Raw genomic sequence first — 17,129 nt, 5'->3', positions numbered from 1 at the left:
TCGCCCAGGGTCGGGAAGGATGAAACAACCAAGAATGAATTGAAAGGTTACACTCGCCAAAGCATTTATGATATACATCGACATCGTGAAACAACCAAGAATGAATTGAAAGAAGGTACTTGGCAATTCCGCTGATGCCCTTCCCGTACTTGTGAAACAACCAAGAATGAATTGAAAGCTGAATCGGTGTAAACTTATGTCGACCAATGACAATAAACTTCGAAACAACCAAGAATGAATTGAAAGCAAGAGCTTCACACTCAAAGACTACATAATCGTAGGCCTCGCGAAACAACCAAGAATGAATTGAAAGCACCTGCTGGGTGATAGTGGCGCGCGTGACCCGGGTGAGGTAGCGTGCGAAACAACCAAGAATGAATTGAAAGCGAGGATGGTGATGGTCGTGAAGCGGCTCCTACTCCCATGAAACAACCAAGAATGAATTGAAAGGTTACACATCCTGCGCTTCTTGCAGCATGGGGGATAGTAGAAACAACCAAGAATGAATTGAAAGAACGACACGACCCTACCGGTCGTCTGTAGGAGCGACAAGCCACCGTACGTCATCCACCTCGTGGCGAGGATACCCGGCGTGGGGCCCTGCACCGTCACCGGCGCAGTACGGTACCGCGCCCACGTCGTGACGCCGCTGACGCACACGTCGGAGAACGACACCGCCCAGGCGTTCCTCGCGTACCGGTGGGCGGAGAGGAGCTTCCGGGCTATCACAGACCCGAGGCCGGGCAGCGTGGTGCACCTCGACATAGACCTCCCGGAGGTACCATACCAGGTGGGTTGGCCGGATATTGACCAGGGAGGCCAACCATCCAGCTACGTCATCGACTTCTCGTGGCTCTACGCGCCGTACGTCGGGCTGGGTGTCGACAAGACGGCTCGTATCCCCGGCGAGTGGAACACCACGATGGAGCTTATCGCGGACGGCGTTGTGGTGGCCAGGAGTTACCTGCCGCACTGTGACGCATACCCGAAGCCGGGCGTAAAGGGCCCGATGAGCGACGGTAGATACGCTGCCCTCGCCCGCGGGCTGAACCTCGAGAGTACCTTATCCGGCGGGAGCTCGGCGCACTCGGGCGTCGTCCTCTACGCCGCGTGCGACGACACGTTCAAGCTGCTCTGGCAGGGCAACGTCTGTACACTGGCCTCCGAGGAGCCGCTCCTGGAGGTCATCGTCCCGCTGAGCCTGCCAAGCGGCAGGGTCGTCGTAGTCCCCGTCTTCACCTACGATGACAAAGATGGTGACAACAAGCTGACCGTGAGGATTGTCGTCGAGGTCGTCTCGCCCGACGGGAGCGTCGCCGCCAGGGCGGTGATAGACCGCCCCGGCGAGACGTGGGGCACAGACTGCACCACCGTCATCTGCCTCAACTACACTAGTGACACCGTGGTGCAGCTCGCGCCGGTGCTAGCCCTGGACTCCACCGGCGGCGAGTATAGGCTCCGCATACGCGCCTACATCCTCAACCCGTGCGACGATACACCGGAGTTCAGCGACGCGGCGGCCGTCCTCTCGAAGATACTCGTGTATCGTACGGGCAGCCTGCCCGTCGCGACGTTCAGGCTCCCGCTGCCCTTCGGCCACCTCGACGCCTCCACCGGGCGCTTCGAGCCGCCGGAGCTCTACTGGCACGCTGCTATCACCACCATCGATACGTTGAAGTCGGACGTGCTGCTGGACCCGTACATACACGTCCCCGGCGTCATCGACCGCATCGTGTGGCTGGAGGGCGGGGCGGTTAGGGCAACGCCGGAGCCACAAGCGTCGCAGATAGACGCGAGGTACTCTAGGGCCGCTGCCGGCTACGGGCTTACCATCTCGGCGTCCGGCAACGCGGTTGTAGCCCTACCGCTCTACGGGAACGGTGGCAACCCCTACAGCCTATCCAGGATAGCTGTGAACGCGTGGCTCGAGAGGCTGCTGTGGGACACGTACTCAGCCGTAGAGCCGTCGCTGCTCGTCGCCGCCACGTCCGAGTCGGATGGTTGGGCGGAGCTTGCGGTGAGGGTCCCGGACGGGAGGCACATCATAGTCGCCGAGTTCTACACGCCCATCACGAGCTGGGCGAAGCCGCCGTTCGTCGAGGTCGACACCGGCTACGCCAACCCAATCATCGCGGCTAGGGCGGAGGGTATGGTTAACACTAGCAGCGTCTACACGTTCACGTCCGGCAACGTGCATAGGCTCGCGCTGCTCGTCCAGGGCCCGGCGACCATCTACCTGCGCGTGCACCCAGGCTGGGCGTGCGGCGGCTGGCTCGAAGGCTGCGGCAGCCTAGTCGCGCTGACACACCTCATCGTCATGCCTGGGGACGAGGCCCTCTTCAGAGTCTACGGTGCGCCGGTCTTCCTACACATCCATAACATCAAGCCGGTCGCCAGTGTCACGGCGACGCTGGCCGACGCCACCACGGGAGCCGAGGTGTTCACGAGGGATGTCGGCCAGGCCGCCGAAGCCTGGTTCAACTACGTGCCGGAGGGCGTCCCGATAGACGCGGTTGCGCCCGCCAGCCACGACTACATCCTCTACCTGGTGGGTGTCCAGCCGCAGGGCTAGCCCCGCTCTTTTTCCCCGCCCCGCTCAGCCCTCCTCAGCTCCTCCAGCCCCCTCTCCGCCTCCTCGAGGAAGACGAGTTCACCCCACCACTCGATGAAGTCCTGCTCGTCGCCCAGCTCGCCGCGGAGGAACCGCCCCAGGAACTCCCGCGAGGACATCCCGTACCTCTCCTCGAACGCGCGTATCTTCTCGCGCGCCGCCCTAGCCTCGCCCTCGAGCCTCCTCGCCTCCAGCCCCGCGTCGGAGGGCGCCACGCCCGTCACCCGAATAGCCTCGCCCTGACCCTCTCGTACATCATCCTCGCCCAGTGCGGCGGGTCGCCGCCCACCTCCTCATAGGCCGTGTAGATGCAGTAGCCCTCCCTCTCCTCGAAGGGGAGCCACTCGTAGCGCCTCATACAGCTGTGGTAGGCCGCTAGGAAGGGGTTCCTCCCCCTGGCTAGCCTCGCCGCCAGGCAGCCGGGCACCCGGCACACCGGGTCGATGTCGGTGGCTGCTAGCCCCGAGCGCAGCAGCCTCCTCCGGAGCCCCTCGAGCCTCGCGCCCCTCACCCTCGTCACCCTCAGCGCGGTCCTCAGCATCATCCTCGCACCCTGGAACCTGTAGATGACGGGCTTGACCCTCGGGTAGAGGAGGCGGTAGACCCTCCTCGCCACCGGCTCCAGGAGCACGACCCTCAGTCGACGGTACACCCTCCCCTTAACCCTCGTCGCGTACACGTTGACGACCATCACCCTCCCCGGGTCGAACCCGTCCCTCTCCAGCGCCCCCCTAAGCGCCTCGATGAACTCGCTGCTAGACTGCCAGATGACTATCCGCCTGGGGGAGGCGCCCCTCCGGGGACGCCCCCGGAGGTAGGGCAGCAGGAACGCCGCGGTATACACGCCCCTCCTCATGCCGTGTACAAGCAACACCCCACGCGGCTATAACCGTGCCCCGGAGAGCGTGAGAGAGTAGACGATGATTTGCAACATGGGGTCTGGTGCCCGGAGCCGGGCTCGTGCACCCCCCAAGCCCCGTGCGAACGGAGCCAGGGGCACCATGGTTTGCAACGTCACCGTCTCCCCGTAGGCCCCGGCTCTGGCCCGTTTCCGCCCCCGGCGTGTGGCTGGGAAGGGTAGCGCCCCACGGTTCGCGGCGTGGCCGGTGGCCTCCGGCCCCAGCTGACGCGACCCCGGCCCGTGGGGGGTGCGGGTCTCGGGGCCCCGGTGTTTGCAACATGCCCTTGCCCGCGGTTGCTGCCCAGCGCCCACCTGGGGCCTGGGTACGGAGGGGTGCCGTGGTTTGCAACATGCGGGTGTGGGTGTTGGGAGCGGCCCCAGCCGGGGCCTTCAACGCCACCCCCACGGGGAGCGAGTTCGGAGCAGTTGGGCAGATGGTCTACCGGGTGTCTACGCCGGCAACCGCCGCACGAGGAGCCAACCTTGAGGACGCGAGCTCGTCGAGAAGTACTCGGCGGCGAGGCCCGAGGACGCGCGGTGAGGGCCCTGGGGAAGAGTGTATACCGGCGCCTCCGGCCCCGTCCCCTGGAGGGTGGGAGCGTGGATGGGTCTGACCGCATAGCAGTCTACGCGGGGCAGTTCGCCATACAGACCCTCACCCTGGCTGGCATCGCCCTAGCCGCGTTTACCCTGGCGCTAATCGGGCTCCGGGGGTAGAGGGGCGCCGCCCCCAGCCCACGCCCGGTTTTCGGGGTGTCTACTCATGGCCAGGCTATCGCCCGTCGAGTGGGTTGTGCTGCTCGTGGGGCTCGCCGGCGGGCGGCTGCGTGGCGGCACGGTTCTCCAGAAGCTCGGGTTCCTGGGCGTCGTTGAGGCGGGCGGCTGCTGCCTGGGGTACACACCCACCCGTTACGGCCCGGTCTCCGCGGAGCTGGCGAGGGGCGTCGACGAGGCGAGGAGGCGGGGCCTGGTGAGGGTGCACACCGAGCCCTCTCATGGAGGAGCATACACCGTCTACGTCTTCGAGCTGACCGGGGAGGGGAGGAGGCTCTACGAGGAGATAGTGGAGAGGCTGAGGAGGGAGGAGCCCCACTTCCTCGAGCAGATGGAGAGGCTGGTCCGCCTGTGGGCCGATAAGCCCTTCGAGCTCCTCCGCTACGTGTACAGCGCGTACCCCGAGTACGCCATAAGCGCAACCACCTCCCCGTAGGCCACCCTGCAGCCGCACGCGGGGCGCTAGGACTCCTCCCCCGGTGGGCACTGGTACACCATCATCTCCAGCTGGAAGATGGTAGGGTCTACTCTGGCGGCGTCTGGGGTCGTCCACGCGTCTACGTGCGCGCCGGGCGGCGGCGGGGGAGAGGGGCCCTGGAGGTGCCCCATGTGTGTACCATGGTTTGCAACATGGCTGCTCCGCTGTGGGCTCCTGGGCCCCTCCCTGGGCTGTGTGTGGCCGCCCTCCAGGCCCCCGGGTGGCGGGGAGCGCCCCCGAGTGCACAATGGTTTGCAGCATGCGGCGTCCTCGGGGGTGCGGGGCGCGTAGGGTGTGGAGGGTGCGAGGATGGCTGGTGTGGGGCTGGGTGCCGGGTGAGCGCGGGTGTGGAGGAGGGGTGGGGGTGGGTGCGCCGGGGTCTAGGTGTCGCGGCTAAACTCGGGTGGGCACTGGTGCGCCTCCCATTCTGTCAAGAAGATGCCGTGGTCCGGTACTCGGAAGTCGCCCGGCAGGGAGTAGTCGAGTCTCACGTCGGGTGGGGTCGGGTCGCCGGCCCTGTAGACGGTTGGCGGGGGCGGGGTGAGCCTCTCGCCGGTGGGCGTGGCGTTCACGTACCTGGCGAAGCTCCTTGCCAGCCCCGCGTCCTGCTCCAGCACGTCCCCCACAGCCAGCGGGTAGACACTACGCCAGGCTATGCTGGGGGTGCAGGAGTAGTTCGCCGCCACCTCCATCACGAAGCGTGTACCCTCACGGCCCAGGGTCGTGTTGGCCGCGTAGGGGCTCACCAGCCACCATGGGAGCTTGTCCACGAACCCCCTCCAGAGGAACCAGTAGTCCAGGGCGTCGGGGATGAGGAAGGGCGGGACGAACACCGGCCTCTTGTAGTGGGATGTGGGCATGCTCGCGGTGTCCACGTAGTTCACGTAGCCCCTGGTGCACACCGGCAGTGGGGCCGGGAGGTCCACGAACTTGTCTGTGGACAGCCCGCAGTCCACCAGCGTCGTTAGTAGGCCCGCGGCGAAATGCCCCTCTTTATTGACTATACCCACTTCTAGCACCGCGGGCTCGTTCCCCAGCCCAGATATTAGCATGAGTGTCGCCAGGGCGTAGTCCTCGCAGACGCCGCCCTGCCGCTGGATGAGCCGGTAGGGCTCCCCGGTGGTCCACGCCACCCTATACGTGTAGTGCAGTTTGTACGCCAGGAGGCCGCGGCGGACAAGCGTGTCCGCCACCTCATGGTAGCCGGCGCCGCTGAGCCAGGTGGCTATCCCCCCGGCTACCCCGGAGAGCGCCCAGAACCACTTCGCCGCCCTGGAGAGGAACCCGGTTGGGCTGGGTATCCCCAGCATCTCTATGAGCGGCTCCTCTAGCACCACGTAGACCCTCGTGACCCTCGCCACCCTAGACCCGTTGTAAGCGAGGACGGCGGAGTGTCTCGGGTCGACCGGCCACTCCACGACCCAGAGTATCCGCTTCTCAAACCATTCGAGCTTCCCCATGCGCCGGGGTGGGGGCGCCAACAACTGCTCCACCCCCATCGCCCTCACCACCATCCTCGCCAGGCCCGTCTTGTTCCACGCGTACATGTGGACTACCGCGCATAGGCCGGGGCTGCCCGTGGGGCCGCACGGGTAGATGACGGTGGTGACGGCGAACCCGTAGGGCAGGAGCACGGTGCCTATCCTGGCCGTCGCGTTCGCTATGGGTGCGGGTGGCTCCAGGCTAGCCCTCCTCGGGAGCACCACAGCGTCGTCGAACCCGTAGCTCTTGGGGTTCCTGGCCCCCTCCCGGATGAGCCCCAGCACCCACTCCAGGTACCCGCGTACCCGCGGGTCGCTCACGTCCACGGGCTTCATCCTGGCCCAGAGCGGGTAGGGTACCCTGGGCTCGCCTCTGGACGCCAGCCCGGGGCCGGCGGGCGGAGAGACAAGCAGAGTACCGTTACGGACGGCCTCCGCCAGCTCCACCGGGGTGACCTCGTGTTGCCGCCGGGCCGCCTCCCAGGCCTCACGGTTGTAGATGTAGACGTGCACCTCCGGCCTCTGGGGCTGCTCGTGCACGGACGCGATGAGCGCGACTACGAGGAGGCCGATGTACACACCCACAGCCGCCGCGGCAGCGTAGAGCACCAGCCTACCCACCACGACCCACCGTGAACGACCGCCCGTAGCCTCCTACCTCTTATACCCCGGGTCGGTCGGGAACAGCACCGTATGCACATTGACGCCTCGGCACCCCGAGGAGCCAAGAAGGGATAACAATCGTTCATGCAGTTTTGTGATGGTGGTTCCCGTGCCCGCTTGTGTGGATGAGGATGTTGTACTCGCCGCGGTGGCTGTCTACTCGCTTAGGCGGGAGTCGCGCATCCTACCCCGCAGTGTGATTGAGGAGTGGTTGAGCAGGGTTGAGGAGGAGGTCTCGCCCTTAGTTAGGGCGGGGCGTGTCCACGAAGCCCTGGCGCTCTTGGAGGAGAGGCTAGCCGAGCTCGCTCGAGACGCTCCCAGGTTCCTGGATGGCTCCACACCGGCGGCCGTGAAAGCCGAGGTAGAAGAGTTGTGGGATTGCATCTGGTGCCGCCTCTTCGCCAAGGAGCTGGGGGAGGGTAGGTTCACCGAGGAGGCTGCAGCATTCTTCGCGTCGGTTGCCAGCGCGTTAACCATCATCGATAGGTACCTCCGGTGCGAGATTGGCAAGGGCGAATATGTCAAAGCGGCTGTCATCCTCGTCCTTGCCGGTATAGCCGCACGCCAAGGCGTCGCGGCTCAAGTGTTCGAGGAGCTGAGTAATGAGGCCTACAAGCTCTTCCGCAGCATGTTAGGTAACAGCTCAGTCGGCGCACACATGCACACCCCCGTTGGCGGACCGGGGCGAAGAGCATCTGACGGTTGGGTACTAGCCCGCACACCATCTTGATGTACTCGCGACTAACCCGGGGTATAAGTGGTCGTGGATGGTCGGGTGTAACCCGGGGTTTACGATGGTAGAAGCCCAGGCTTTACAACTGTTGGGTTGGCTGGCCGAGACGCTGGCGCTCTGGCCCGTCCACCTGGTGCTGGGCGGGTTCGAGCTACCCGCGGGTACGGTGCTGGTCGCGCTCTACCTGCTACTGTTATGGTGGTTCGCCGACGACACCCTGGGGTTGGCTCCACTATCCATGTTCGTCACTAGGGCGAATGTGCTGGGCGACGCCTTCTGGGCTGGCTTGGCTGCCGTGCCGCTCGGCCTGGTGGCCGGGGCGCTGGGGGCACATCATGCCGCGGCTGCATTGCTAACCGCGCCGGTGGGCGGGCTGCTCTACCTCGGTATACCGATAGCGCTCCTGGGCAGGCCTAGCGACGAGGGGTGGGCCGGGGCCTCTGCAGCGGAGGCCGCCGTGGCAGCCGCGGCCCCCTTGCTACTGGCGCTCGTGGGGGGCCGCCTACCGCTAGACTGGTTCCTCGTTACAGTGGTGTCTGCGGTGCTCGCGCCGCTTCTCTGGGTGACGGATAGCATCGAGTGGCTCTGGTGGAAGCTCGCCCAGTACGACGGCGACTATGCTGCTCTGATTGCGGATGAAGTCCTAGTGCCGATTGGCAAGCGCCTCGGGCTAGAGCTCGCGGTGGAGCTTGCACGCTCATTAGGGTTGACTCAAAGTGAGCTGGAGCGGGCTAGGCGGATAGCCGAGGAGAAGCTGCGCCGCGAGTGGGAAAAACGCCGGCGCAAGAAACGCATGTAGTCCGGCTCCTGGATGAACTCCGCGAACCTGGCGTACCACTCCTCGTTTACGCGTTGAGCCACGTGCGCGGCCAGGGGGTCCGGCGACTCCACGACGGACGCCACGTACTCAACCATCCTCTCCTCTACGCGCCTGGCGGCCTCGGCGTTCCCGTCGGCTATGGCCTCGGCTACTCTCTTCCGAGCCTCGGGGTCGGCAACCGTTGCAATGAGGGTCAACAACTCTACGAGGTCGTAGCCGGTTACCACGACCCTACGCCCGCGGTAGACGCGCTCCTCCCGTACAGCGAGAAGCCCCTTGGCTATGCCCCTCGCGGCAGCAAACACCCTACTGATACTGTAGGACGAAACAACCAAGAATGAATTGAAAGCTAGAGGAGCACATCGAGAATATGGTGGAGAAGAGGGAGAGCAGAGAAACAACCAAGAATGAATTGAAAGATTATTCTGGCATAATTCTCAACTTCGCCCCATATCAACACCTCACCCCATATGAAACAACCAAGAATGAATTGAAAGAAGTCGAGGCCGACCATAGTCAAGGCCTACGAGACGATGAGCGCCACGAAACAACCAAGAATGAATTGGAGATAGTATAAGATGTGATTGTCGCTATGATCGGGGGCCCTATGCTGCACGGCACAGACACTAATAGTCGCTAATAGTTTATAGTGGATCTAGGTGCTGAGCCCCGCCAGGTTCTACGCATCTTCAGGCGCAGCAAGAAGGAGTTCCGCGAGAACCTGAAGACTGTTGCAACGAGTCTGAGCGCCGCCGAGATCCTAGACACCACCGCTGCTCTAGCCCCCGACACCGAGTTTGACGTGCTGGATGCCCCAGAGTGGGCTGCCGAGCTCTGGGAACACCTCTTGACGGAATGGTTGAGGCAGCCTAGGGGCCCGCCGCCGCCGTCCGCGAGGGTGGCCGCCCTGCTAGCGGCTGCTAGACGTGCAGCGGAGCGGGGCATCCCGGTCTCTGTGGATGAGCTCGAGAAGAGCCTCGAAGAGGTAGAGGGGATTGGCGAAGAGGAGATCTAGGCGCAGGGGACGCTGCAAGTACTACGTGAACACGAATTTCTTCGTGGATCTTAGCGAGGAGAGGAGTGAGGCGGTTAGCTTCGCCAGGCGTAATAGAGGGGTTATCTGCACGAGTACGGTGCTCGTCTTCGAGTATAGACAGTATGAAAAGGGGTTTGTCGCTAGGAGTATCGCTAGGCGCTATGACATCCGCATCTACAGGGTCCCGGTGTTGGCTTTGCTAAGCGAAGCTAGAGACCTTGCAGGCCCCCATGCGAGCATCAACACCATCTTCGACTATGCGCATATACTTGCGGCTAAGATGATAGGCGCAGAGTACATGGTAACCTCTGACAAGGGGGCTTGCAACAAGGCTATAGAGTTGGGTCTCTGCTGTATCAACCATGGGAGTGGTGGGGAGAGGTGCCTAACCCGAGGGTAGTCGAGATGAGGAGACGCGCGTGGGAGATGGTGCGCCTGGCTCTCAGGGCTAGAGACCGGCGGAAAGCCGAGAAGGTGCTCGAGGACTTCATAGAGGGTAGGATCGAGAGGAGTGAGGCCCTGAGGAGACTCCAGAGGCTGGCGGGTGTAGACGGTGGACGCTAGCAGCCTGGCCTGGGTGGTGTTCGCCTTCGGTATGTTCCTCGTGTGGAGTGTTGTCTACCTGAAGACCGGGAGCTTCAGGAAGAGTATGCTCGCGTCTCTCCTCGTGGGGAAGTCTTTCGCCCTGGCTTACAGGCTGGGCGGGCTGGATAGGACCGTGGCGACCCTCTACCTGGTCAACAGGGCTACTGGCGCCGTCAAACCCCTAGAGGTGACGGCCTGTGAGCTCCTACTCCTAGCCTTCCTGGTCTCGTTCCTCGTGATCCTATACGCCCCGGTGATCCAGAAGCACCTGCCGAGGGAAGTGAAGAGGAGCCTCGAGGAGATCGGGGCGTGAGAAAACTACCTGCGTGCGAGGAAGAAGAGCAGCGCCGGTAGGAGCAGTAGCGCTGCTGCGCAACAGCGGCGTAGGTTGTTGTCTTGTTGTTCCCCCAGGGTAGTGTCGCCGCTGGCGGCGGGATTGTTGTGTCACTGGTGCTCGACTTTGTCGTTGCTGTTATGCTACTAGTTGTGGTAGTCGTGGCGGTTGTTGTAGTGGTTGTGGTTGTAGAGCAGCTGTACCACGTCTCTACCTCGAAGCACTTATTGACATCCGCCCCCGGCTTGTCCGCACACCCCTCTATCTTCGTGCCGAACGCCGTGAACTGTAAGACGTGCAACCCCCTCTACTGCGAGTACAGTCACGACGCTACTATCATAGGGAAGAGGTTAACATATGATGAGCTATGGAGCCTCTATGGCGTGCATGTGCAGGAAGCACAACTTGGTGCAGTCACAATCGCGATCATAATAGCGTTGATACTCGCGTGTATCATTGCAACCGTTGTACTCGTCAACCAGCCGGCGGTCTACAAGCTGCTTGTGACCACAGCCTCGGCTGTCGAGCAAATACCATGGCTGGTGCCACTCGCCCTCGGCGCTGGCATACTTTCACTCCTAGTCATACCCCTGATGCTAGTAAGGAAGTAGGGTGTAGAGCCGTGCTCTGGTTGCTGCTCATCCTCGCGCCGCTGGTGGCGCTGCTCGTGCTAGCACCCAAGCTGGTAGTAGCAGGCACGCTGCCTCGCCGTGATGCTTGGGGCGCTGCTCCTCACCCTCTTCCTCGTAGCGTTCATCGCTGCAAAGCTAGCAACGAGGGGTAAGAGATGAGACGCTCGACGGGCATACTCGCTGCGCTCAGCTCTGCGCTCGTCGCCGCCGCGACTCTCCTACAGATGTACATCGACTGGAACCAGATGCCCAGGAGCGCCCAGCTAGACCTCCGGCTCAAGCTGGCTGTCGCCGCCGCGGGTCTCCTGACGCTCGCCGCCCTCATCCTGGGGCTCCTTGCAGCCTCGAAGAGGCGGTGAGGGTTGGCGAGGAAGAAGGTTCGGAGAAAACGGTGCGTGATACGCTATCCTTCAGTCAGCCTGCTACTATACATCGTCGAGGAGCTTTGTAGGCACTACCCACGGGACCATATAGCCGTTGTCTCGGTTGATGCGCTAGAGTCTATCCTCGAGAGCGCCAGGTACGCAGCACGGTACACGAGAAGCTCGTGCAGGGTGAAGAAGATTATAGCCGCTGCAACGCTATTCTACGAGGCTATAACGCGCCACCCGCTGACAGACGGTAACAAGAGGTTTGCGGTTGTACTCCTAAGGGCCTTCCTCAAAGCGAATCGGGTCAGGCAACCCGCGTCTGCATACGAGGCGGCTATCCGGGTCGCGCGTGGCGAGTGGAGCATCGAGGATCTTATCGAGTGGCTGCAACACGCCTAGCTCTGCTCTTCAGCCTCTCAACTTCCTCTCTGCTCGGAAGCCTGCCGCTCCTGTCATACTCGCGTAGGATGTCAAGCTCCCACCTATACTCCCTGAAAACCCAGTCGACAATCCTTCTCCACGGTATCTTCTCCGCACGCTGCACGAGCCGAACCCCGAATATTGCGTATGGACGGGCATGCTATAAGAGTGGTTAGGGTTTCACTCGGGATGCGCCAGGCCGTGGCTAGAAAGATGCCCGTGGAGCGCCTCACGATCGACGAGATACGGCGGCCGCTCGACGAGCCGCTCCGTCTCGCTGCTAGGGCGTATAAGCTCGGGGTGTTCGACGAGGCGTTCGAGGTCTTCGCAGACTGGTTCGTCGAGGGGAAGATCACGCGGGAAGAGGCGATCAAGAGGCTCAGGACGCTCATCGAGAAAGCGGGGGAGAAGTAGATGAGCCCCATTTACTAGGCGTCCCGTTTGTGAGACCCTGGGCCGATCCTATGGCCCGCGGGATCCACCCGGATCCGGCCGTGGAGAGAGCCGTGAGAGAGGTAAGGGCGGTAAGAGAAAGGATAGGCGCGCTGCTAACACTCGCAAGGAGAGCCAGGGCGGCGGGAAGAGGAGATGAGGCCGAAAGGATACTCGATGATTTCTTCGAGGGGCGTATAGGCTACGAGACGGCCCGAAAGAAGCTCGAGAGACTAGCAGAGTGTTAAACGCTCATCGCTAGGCGCCGGGGAACTCCCTTGCCTATATGTGCTGACAAGCTCGTACGCATGTATCGCGACGCGCGAGGCGAGGAGATAGCAAGGCTCGAGAGGCTGGCTAAGAGGCTTGGCGTGCCACCCCACAAAGCCCGCCAAGTGATACTCGACGTTATAGCCTATAGGCTAACCCTGGAAGAGGCAGAGAAGAGGTTGAAGAGAGTAGCTAGAGAGACCTAAGCAGACATAATAAAAGGTGATCGGTAGGATCTAGGGCATGGAGAGCCCGCAGGGCGGATAATCCGAGGCTCTACACGCTTCGCCTCAAGTGCATAAGGCGCAAGGGGAGAGGAGTATGCCCGTGACCGGCGACCAGCTCCTCAAGCGCATGCAGCCGCGCCAACAGCTGGATAGGGACGGGGTTGAGGCCAGGATAGCCGAGGTTAGGAGAGAGCTCTTCTCGCCCTTCGCGGCCGCAGCGGGGCTCGAGCAGAGAGAGCGGATGCTTCTAGCGAGGCTCGCGAAAAGATACCTAGAGATGCTCGAGAAAGCGGGGAAGAGGAGAGAGGCGTCTAGCCGAGGAGCAGTGTAAGCGCGAGGCTAGCCGCGAAAACGCTCAACCCTGTAGATGATCGCACCCCTCTGGCTGTAGCCCCCGCCTTCTGGGGAGACATCTCCGCGAAGACAACCACGTCCCTCACCACAACCTCGCCTTTCCTCGCGTCCGAGAGTATATCTCTGAGGAGAGGGGGTCGCTAAGCACCAGCACGTAGAGCCGCTTACTCACCTTTCAGTCACACGCCCAATCTCCAATAGCCACTTGTCGAACGTTGGGCTGTGTGCCACTTCCCTGAGTCGCACGCACTTTCAACTCATTCTTGGTTGTTCCCTAGCGAGGCTGGTGACGCAGGATGCCGTGCGCGAGGTGATACCGGCGAACAACCAAGAATGAATTATGTTGCTCTGGTTGGGTGTTTTGTGTAAACATGTTTTTGCCGTGTGCATGGGTGTAGTATGGGCGGGTGTGTCTCGGGGTGCATGCGGTTGGGTGTGAGGAGGTTGAGGCTAGAGGAGCTTAGGAGGGTGTGGGAGGGGGTAGGGGCTTCCGCCGCCCCGAGCCTGGATGAGCGTGAGGCTGTGGAGTGCAACTTGTACGGTGGGCTAAGCCGCGTGACCCGGTTAGGCTTGGCGTTGTTGGACGCCGGGGAGGCTTGGAGGCTCGTGGAGCTGGAGACCCCGGAGGGCATCGACTACATAGAGTCGCCGGAGGAGACCGTAGCAGCCTACCTCCGCGGCTGGAAATACTGGGGTAGTCTAGAGGACCGCGACAAGCGTGTGTATGATTGTGGTGGCTTGGGGCCCGAGAGGGAAGAACCTCGGAGTAAGCACGAGGCTGTTACCTGCTCTGATCGCGTTGGGGGTGAGTCCCGCCTCTCTTCCTCCTCCTGGGGGGTGCTGGCGGTCTCGGCCATATGGCTGCTGTGATCGCCTCGCGTGTCACTAGGCTGCATAGGCTGTTTTTGTCGCTGCGTGTCTCCTCGAGTAGCTCCTCGCATGCTCTCTTGGCGTCGCCCGTCTTCACTCTCTCCTCGAACCTTGCGAGCGCCTCCTCGAGCCTACCCTTCATCTCGTTGAACGCTTCTTGCACCGCCCGGTACTTCTCTGGCGGCACCTGGGTTGTCGTCACCCTCACCCTATCCCTGGTAAGCATGGCGTTGACCGCCTCGAAGGCGGCTATGGCCATGCCCACGCGGCCACCGGTCACGTCGAGAACCACGATGCTGTCCTTCGACTCTTCCAGCACGGACTCCAGGGTCTCGTAGACAGCGTCGTAGTAGGCGCCGTACGAGGCTGCATCCGTGACGTCACTGCAGGGCGCGAACACGAGCCTGACCCTGTTAGGATCGAGGCCCATGCAGCATGTGAGTATAGCCGCGGCTGCCCTGGCAGCCAACACCGCCATGGAGCCACTAGTAGCCACTATCACGACGCTCTCGACTCTCCCACGTAGCACGCCGTTATCATAGTCTACCGCCCTCCCCGTGACGATATTGTGGTACGCCTCGGCGGCGACACCCGGGCTAGTACCCTGCGTGACAACAAGAACAACTGACTTCTCACGAGCCAAGCCCTACAACCTGTCCTTACACACGCCCAGAGGTACATATGTACGTTACGATGGGTTACTGCACCTCTATGCAGCGCTGCACACGGGGATAGCGCGCCATACCCCATGGGGGTGGGCTCCACGCTGACCCTCTGACGCGGCGCCGGTTTCGAACCATGTGCCTGGGAGGGGCCCCCTAGGCGTGTGTCCAAGCTCGTGTTAAGCCGCGGCGGGCGTACCCCGCACTACGTTAGCGTGTCGCACGGCAGGCGCTCATGATCTTCTCGTAGACCTCCTCGATACCCGGGTGCGAGAGTATGACCGTTTCCCCGTCGCTCTTCACGACCAGGTAGTGGCCGGGCGGCCGATAGACTATGGCCAGCGCCTCCGAGCCGTCGCTCAACTCCACACGGCCGACTAGCAACCCGGGCACCCCGATCCCATGCTTGCGCAGCTTGATGCCCGGGTCGCCGGTGAGAGTCACAGTCGCGTTGGGGAGAGACACGCGTACACTACCGAAGCTGGTGTCCACTACCAGCGTGCAGTTACCGGTTACCACGTACTCGGCCCTCGTAGTCACAATGTCGAAGACCATCACCACAGCCGGGAGGATAACGCCAAGCACGACAACCAGCCAGAAGAACGGCGAGCGCAGCGCGCACCCCACGCCACCACACTGACGCGCGATAATGACAAGCGCCAGTGCAGCTACAAAGCCCGTGGCGATGATGAACAGGGGCCACGCAAGCGCAGAGACACCCAGACTCACAAGCTCGGAGCTAGACAAGCGGAAAGCATACAAATAGCTCACGGTAGCCCACCGGCGCCAATACCTAGCAATCACACGTCAATATGGGTACAATATTACCGGGTTTCGGGCGACACTCTCCAAGGTCGCGTTATAACGCTAGGACTAGACAACATAGACCCGAAGGGAGCCAACAACCGTCAATCATTATCGGGGTGCCGCGTGGCATGCGTGCCTCGCTGCGCATCGACGCGCATATCTACTCGGGTATGGTCTTGCAGATCGCTGGCATAACCCTGCTTATCGTCACGCCGGTCCTCCTCCTGCTCCTCGTGCTCGGAGGCCCGGATCTCGCCCTGATCCTTGTACTCGTCCTCCTGGTGGCAATCCAGGTGTTGCTTGTTGGCTACGCGTGGTACCTCCGGAGGGCCGAGTGGTTGGGAGTCGAGGTGTTGGATGGGCTAGTCCACGCGAGGTACGTGAGTTGCCTGAGGGTGCGCGAGGCCATCGTGAGGGGCGGCTGTAGGGTCGTGCGGGTGGGGCGGGGCGACCCACTGTGGCCCGCGGCCCGGGTGTGCGGGGCCGAGCTCACAGCCGCGTTTGGCCTCTTCAGGGCGCGAAACGGTACACGCTACTACGCGCTCATAGACGGGAGGTGCGACACGGGCCTCTACATTGAGGCCGACGGGTTGAAACTCTTCATATGCACGGATGTGCGACGCGTAGAGACGTTCATCAAGGCTATTGAGGAAACCTGTAGGGTGGGCAAGATGGGCGAGAAACTACTGCCCTAGCTCTCGGCTTCTGGGTCTACACGAGGCGTTTTCAACACCGACGGTTCTGGCCGCGCCCTTCTCGCCCGTGCGCCCGGGGATGTGCCCGGCTGTAAGCCCCATAGTAGCCTCTCACGCGGCCCCTGCTAGTGGGGTCCCCCGGGTGAGCGGCGAGCTGGCGAGGACCCTGTGGAGGCGTGCCCTGGTGTACCTCCGGGAGGCCGAGCACCTCCTCTCAGAGGGAGAGTACGACGTGGCGCTTGTGATGGCTGAGCAGGCTGCGCAGCTGGCCGTCAAAGCCGTGTATGCCCGGCTGCTGGGCGGCGTGCCCCGAGGGCATAACCTGCGCAGGCTCCTAGGCTACCTCGCGTCCGTGCTCGAGGAGGCTGGTAGGCGGGAAGAGGCCAACAGCATACGGGGCTTCGTGACTGACAACCGGGAGGGGCTGATCCTGCTCGAGGATGCCTACGTGCAGGGGCGGTACCAGGTGCCGGGGTATACCCGCACTGACGCCGAGAGAGGGGTCAACCTGGCAAAACGGGTTATCGCGCTACTCGAGAGGCTAACGAGGTGATACCATGGTAGACAAGATCGATGTGCTGATGGCCAAGTGGTTCTACGAGCTGCGTGACACTTGGAGAGAAGCTGCGAGGATAGTAGCGAGGGCAGCCAAGCGCCTCTACCCCGACGCTAGAGTCTACCTCATAGGGAGTGTAGCCGAGGGCACCTTCACCGCAACAAGCGACCTAGACATACTCGTGGTGCTGCCGCGTGACCCGGACCCACGCGAGAGGCTAGAAGCGAAGACGAGGATACTACTCACGGCGTTCGACGAGGGCCTCCCACTCCACTACCCCGTAGACCTCCACGTTGTCGGCCCAAAGGGGTTCGAACGCTACAAGAGGCATGCCAAGAGGATGATACCCCTGGACCACTAGCGCCCGCCACACGCAACGGCGCAGCCAGAGTGGGGCTCGCAGTATATCCACCCCCT

Annotated in this window: 28 protein-coding genes and 1 CRISPR repeat array (1 of these 29 only partly in view); of the genes, 20 read left to right on the top strand and 8 right to left on the bottom strand. The window is 62.6% G+C overall.

Annotated elements, in window-relative coordinates; genetic code table 11:
• Positions 1–514: a CRISPR direct-repeat array (repeat unit 25 nt; unit sequence GAAACAACCAAGAATGAATTGAAAG) (it extends 672 nt beyond the left edge of the window).
• A gap of 60 nt (positions 515–574) precedes the next feature.
• Positions 575–2,572: a hypothetical protein gene (locus PYRFU_RS10405; RefSeq protein WP_167827811.1), complete on the top strand. Its 1,998-nt coding sequence runs from the start codon at positions 575–577 to the stop codon at positions 2,570–2,572.
• On the opposite strand, the gene PYRFU_RS02675 is transcribed toward PYRFU_RS10405, so the two are convergent.
• On the bottom strand, positions 2,569–2,826 hold the full coding sequence (locus PYRFU_RS02675; RefSeq protein ID WP_048191441.1) for a hypothetical protein: 258 nt from the start codon (positions 2,824–2,826) through the stop codon (positions 2,569–2,571). The two genes, PYRFU_RS10405 and PYRFU_RS02675, sit on opposite strands and share 4 nt — an antisense overlap.
• Positions 2,827–2,831: 5 nt before the next feature.
• The gene (locus tag PYRFU_RS02670) at positions 2,832–3,482 is read right to left on the bottom strand and encodes a hypothetical protein (RefSeq protein ID WP_014026086.1); all 651 of its coding nucleotides are present in this window, start codon (positions 3,480–3,482) and stop codon (positions 2,832–2,834) included.
• A gap of 793 nt (positions 3,483–4,275) precedes the next feature.
• Between PYRFU_RS02670 and PYRFU_RS02660 the strand changes: the two genes are divergently transcribed.
• A complete protein-coding gene (locus PYRFU_RS02660; protein ID WP_014026083.1) occupies positions 4,276–4,722 on the top strand; it encodes a hypothetical protein in 447 nt (148 codons plus the stop codon).
• A gap of 26 nt (positions 4,723–4,748) precedes the next feature.
• On the opposite strand, the gene PYRFU_RS10400 is transcribed toward PYRFU_RS02660, so the two are convergent.
• Entirely contained in the window at positions 4,749–4,895 is a 147-nt protein-coding gene (locus PYRFU_RS10400) for a hypothetical protein (protein ID WP_167827810.1), read from the bottom strand.
• Between the two features lie 249 nt (positions 4,896–5,144).
• Complete coding sequence (locus PYRFU_RS02655; protein ID WP_167827809.1) at positions 5,145–6,869, bottom strand: hypothetical protein; 1,725 nt, start codon at positions 6,867–6,869, stop codon at positions 5,145–5,147.
• Positions 6,870–7,017: 148 nt separating this feature from the next.
• Between PYRFU_RS02655 and PYRFU_RS02650 the strand changes: the two genes are divergently transcribed.
• Together PYRFU_RS02650 and PYRFU_RS02645 are read left to right on the top strand one after the other, a co-directional pair.
• Positions 7,018–7,638: a hypothetical protein gene (locus PYRFU_RS02650; RefSeq protein ID WP_014026081.1), complete on the top strand. Its 621-nt coding sequence runs from the start codon at positions 7,018–7,020 to the stop codon at positions 7,636–7,638.
• A gap of 64 nt (positions 7,639–7,702) precedes the next feature.
• A complete protein-coding gene (locus PYRFU_RS02645) occupies positions 7,703–8,440 on the top strand; it encodes a hypothetical protein (protein ID WP_048191436.1) in 738 nt (245 codons plus the stop codon).
• Here PYRFU_RS02645 and PYRFU_RS10395 read toward each other — a convergent pair.
• A complete protein-coding gene (locus PYRFU_RS10395) occupies positions 8,353–8,796 on the bottom strand; it encodes a hypothetical protein (protein ID WP_014026079.1) in 444 nt (147 codons plus the stop codon). The two genes, PYRFU_RS02645 and PYRFU_RS10395, sit on opposite strands and share 88 nt — an antisense overlap.
• A gap of 314 nt (positions 8,797–9,110) precedes the next feature.
• On the opposite strand from PYRFU_RS10395, the gene PYRFU_RS02640 reads away from it, so the two are divergent.
• The 8 genes from PYRFU_RS02640 to PYRFU_RS02610 all read left to right on the top strand — a co-directional run bounded on the left by PYRFU_RS02640 (position 9,111) and on the right by PYRFU_RS02610 (position 11,818).
• Positions 9,111–9,476 (top strand): hypothetical protein, encoded by a 366-nt coding sequence (locus tag PYRFU_RS02640; RefSeq protein WP_014026078.1) that lies wholly within the window; start codon positions 9,111–9,113, stop codon positions 9,474–9,476.
• Positions 9,457–9,897, top strand: a complete 441-nt coding sequence (locus PYRFU_RS02635; RefSeq protein ID WP_014026077.1) for a PIN domain-containing protein — start codon at positions 9,457–9,459, stop codon at positions 9,895–9,897. The genes PYRFU_RS02640 and PYRFU_RS02635 overlap by 20 nt, the downstream gene beginning before the upstream one ends.
• Positions 9,879–10,061, top strand: a complete 183-nt coding sequence (locus tag PYRFU_RS02630; protein WP_014026076.1) for a hypothetical protein — start codon at positions 9,879–9,881, stop codon at positions 10,059–10,061. The genes PYRFU_RS02635 and PYRFU_RS02630 overlap by 19 nt, the downstream gene beginning before the upstream one ends.
• On the top strand, positions 10,051–10,395 hold the full coding sequence (locus tag PYRFU_RS02625; RefSeq protein ID WP_014026075.1) for a hypothetical protein: 345 nt from the start codon (positions 10,051–10,053) through the stop codon (positions 10,393–10,395). Before PYRFU_RS02630 ends, PYRFU_RS02625 begins: the two co-directional genes overlap by 11 nt.
• A gap of 83 nt (positions 10,396–10,478) precedes the next feature.
• The gene (locus PYRFU_RS02620; RefSeq protein WP_014026074.1) at positions 10,479–11,027 is read left to right on the top strand and encodes a hypothetical protein; all 549 of its coding nucleotides are present in this window, start codon (positions 10,479–10,481) and stop codon (positions 11,025–11,027) included.
• A gap of 11 nt (positions 11,028–11,038) precedes the next feature.
• Complete coding sequence (locus tag PYRFU_RS10390; protein ID WP_167827807.1) at positions 11,039–11,200, top strand: hypothetical protein; 162 nt, start codon at positions 11,039–11,041, stop codon at positions 11,198–11,200.
• Positions 11,201–11,203: 3 nt separating this feature from the next.
• Complete coding sequence (locus tag PYRFU_RS02615) at positions 11,204–11,407, top strand: hypothetical protein (RefSeq protein ID WP_014026073.1); 204 nt, start codon at positions 11,204–11,206, stop codon at positions 11,405–11,407.
• Between the two features lie 3 nt (positions 11,408–11,410).
• Complete coding sequence (locus PYRFU_RS02610; protein WP_014026072.1) at positions 11,411–11,818, top strand: type II toxin-antitoxin system death-on-curing family toxin; 408 nt, start codon at positions 11,411–11,413, stop codon at positions 11,816–11,818.
• Here PYRFU_RS02610 and PYRFU_RS10385 read toward each other — a convergent pair.
• A complete protein-coding gene (locus tag PYRFU_RS10385) occupies positions 11,793–11,963 on the bottom strand; it encodes a hypothetical protein (protein ID WP_014026071.1) in 171 nt (56 codons plus the stop codon). The two genes, PYRFU_RS02610 and PYRFU_RS10385, sit on opposite strands and share 26 nt — an antisense overlap.
• Positions 11,964–12,040: 77 nt before the next feature.
• Here PYRFU_RS10385 and PYRFU_RS02605 point away from each other — a divergent pair, with 77 nt between their 5' ends.
• From PYRFU_RS02605 to PYRFU_RS10380, 5 genes are all read left to right on the top strand, one after another.
• Positions 12,041–12,253 (top strand): hypothetical protein, encoded by a 213-nt coding sequence (locus tag PYRFU_RS02605; protein WP_167827806.1) that lies wholly within the window; start codon positions 12,041–12,043, stop codon positions 12,251–12,253.
• Positions 12,254–12,345: 92 nt separating this feature from the next.
• Positions 12,346–12,519 (top strand): hypothetical protein, encoded by a 174-nt coding sequence (locus tag PYRFU_RS02600; protein ID WP_167827805.1) that lies wholly within the window; start codon positions 12,346–12,348, stop codon positions 12,517–12,519.
• Between the two features lie 30 nt (positions 12,520–12,549).
• Positions 12,550–12,747, top strand: coding sequence for a hypothetical protein (locus tag PYRFU_RS02595; protein ID WP_014026068.1), 198 nt, complete (start codon positions 12,550–12,552; stop codon positions 12,745–12,747).
• 115 nt (positions 12,748–12,862) lie between these two features.
• Positions 12,863–13,099 carry a hypothetical protein gene (locus PYRFU_RS02590; protein ID WP_014026067.1) on the top strand — a complete coding sequence of 79 codons (237 nt, stop codon included), beginning with the start codon at positions 12,863–12,865 and terminating at the stop codon, positions 13,097–13,099.
• Between the two features lie 452 nt (positions 13,100–13,551).
• The gene (locus PYRFU_RS10380; RefSeq protein WP_014026066.1) at positions 13,552–13,992 is read left to right on the top strand and encodes a hypothetical protein; all 441 of its coding nucleotides are present in this window, start codon (positions 13,552–13,554) and stop codon (positions 13,990–13,992) included.
• Here PYRFU_RS10380 and PYRFU_RS02585 read toward each other — a convergent pair.
• Positions 13,904–14,635 (bottom strand): hypothetical protein, encoded by a 732-nt coding sequence (locus PYRFU_RS02585; RefSeq protein ID WP_014026065.1) that lies wholly within the window; start codon positions 14,633–14,635, stop codon positions 13,904–13,906. The genes PYRFU_RS10380 and PYRFU_RS02585 overlap by 89 nt on opposite strands.
• Before the next feature lie 229 nt (positions 14,636–14,864).
• On the bottom strand, positions 14,865–15,425 hold the full coding sequence (locus PYRFU_RS02580; RefSeq protein ID WP_014026064.1) for a hypothetical protein: 561 nt from the start codon (positions 15,423–15,425) through the stop codon (positions 14,865–14,867).
• A 164-nt stretch (positions 15,426–15,589) separates the two neighbouring features.
• Between PYRFU_RS02580 and PYRFU_RS02575 the strand changes: the two genes are divergently transcribed.
• The 3 genes from PYRFU_RS02575 to PYRFU_RS02565 all read left to right on the top strand — a co-directional run bounded on the left by PYRFU_RS02575 (position 15,590) and on the right by PYRFU_RS02565 (position 17,073).
• Positions 15,590–16,156, top strand: a complete 567-nt coding sequence (locus PYRFU_RS02575; protein ID WP_014026063.1) for a hypothetical protein — start codon at positions 15,590–15,592, stop codon at positions 16,154–16,156.
• A 79-nt stretch (positions 16,157–16,235) separates the two neighbouring features.
• Complete coding sequence (locus PYRFU_RS02570) at positions 16,236–16,709, top strand: HEPN domain-containing protein (protein WP_083818473.1); 474 nt, start codon at positions 16,236–16,238, stop codon at positions 16,707–16,709.
• A gap of 4 nt (positions 16,710–16,713) precedes the next feature.
• Positions 16,714–17,073: a nucleotidyltransferase domain-containing protein gene (locus PYRFU_RS02565; protein WP_014026061.1), complete on the top strand. Its 360-nt coding sequence runs from the start codon at positions 16,714–16,716 to the stop codon at positions 17,071–17,073.
• Positions 17,074–17,129 lie beyond the last annotated feature (56 nt).

Source organism: Pyrolobus fumarii 1A, from assembly GCF_000223395.1.
GTDB lineage: Archaea > Thermoproteota > Thermoprotei_A > Sulfolobales > Pyrodictiaceae > Pyrolobus > Pyrolobus fumarii.
This window is presented reverse-complemented; position numbering and strand designations above follow the sequence as displayed.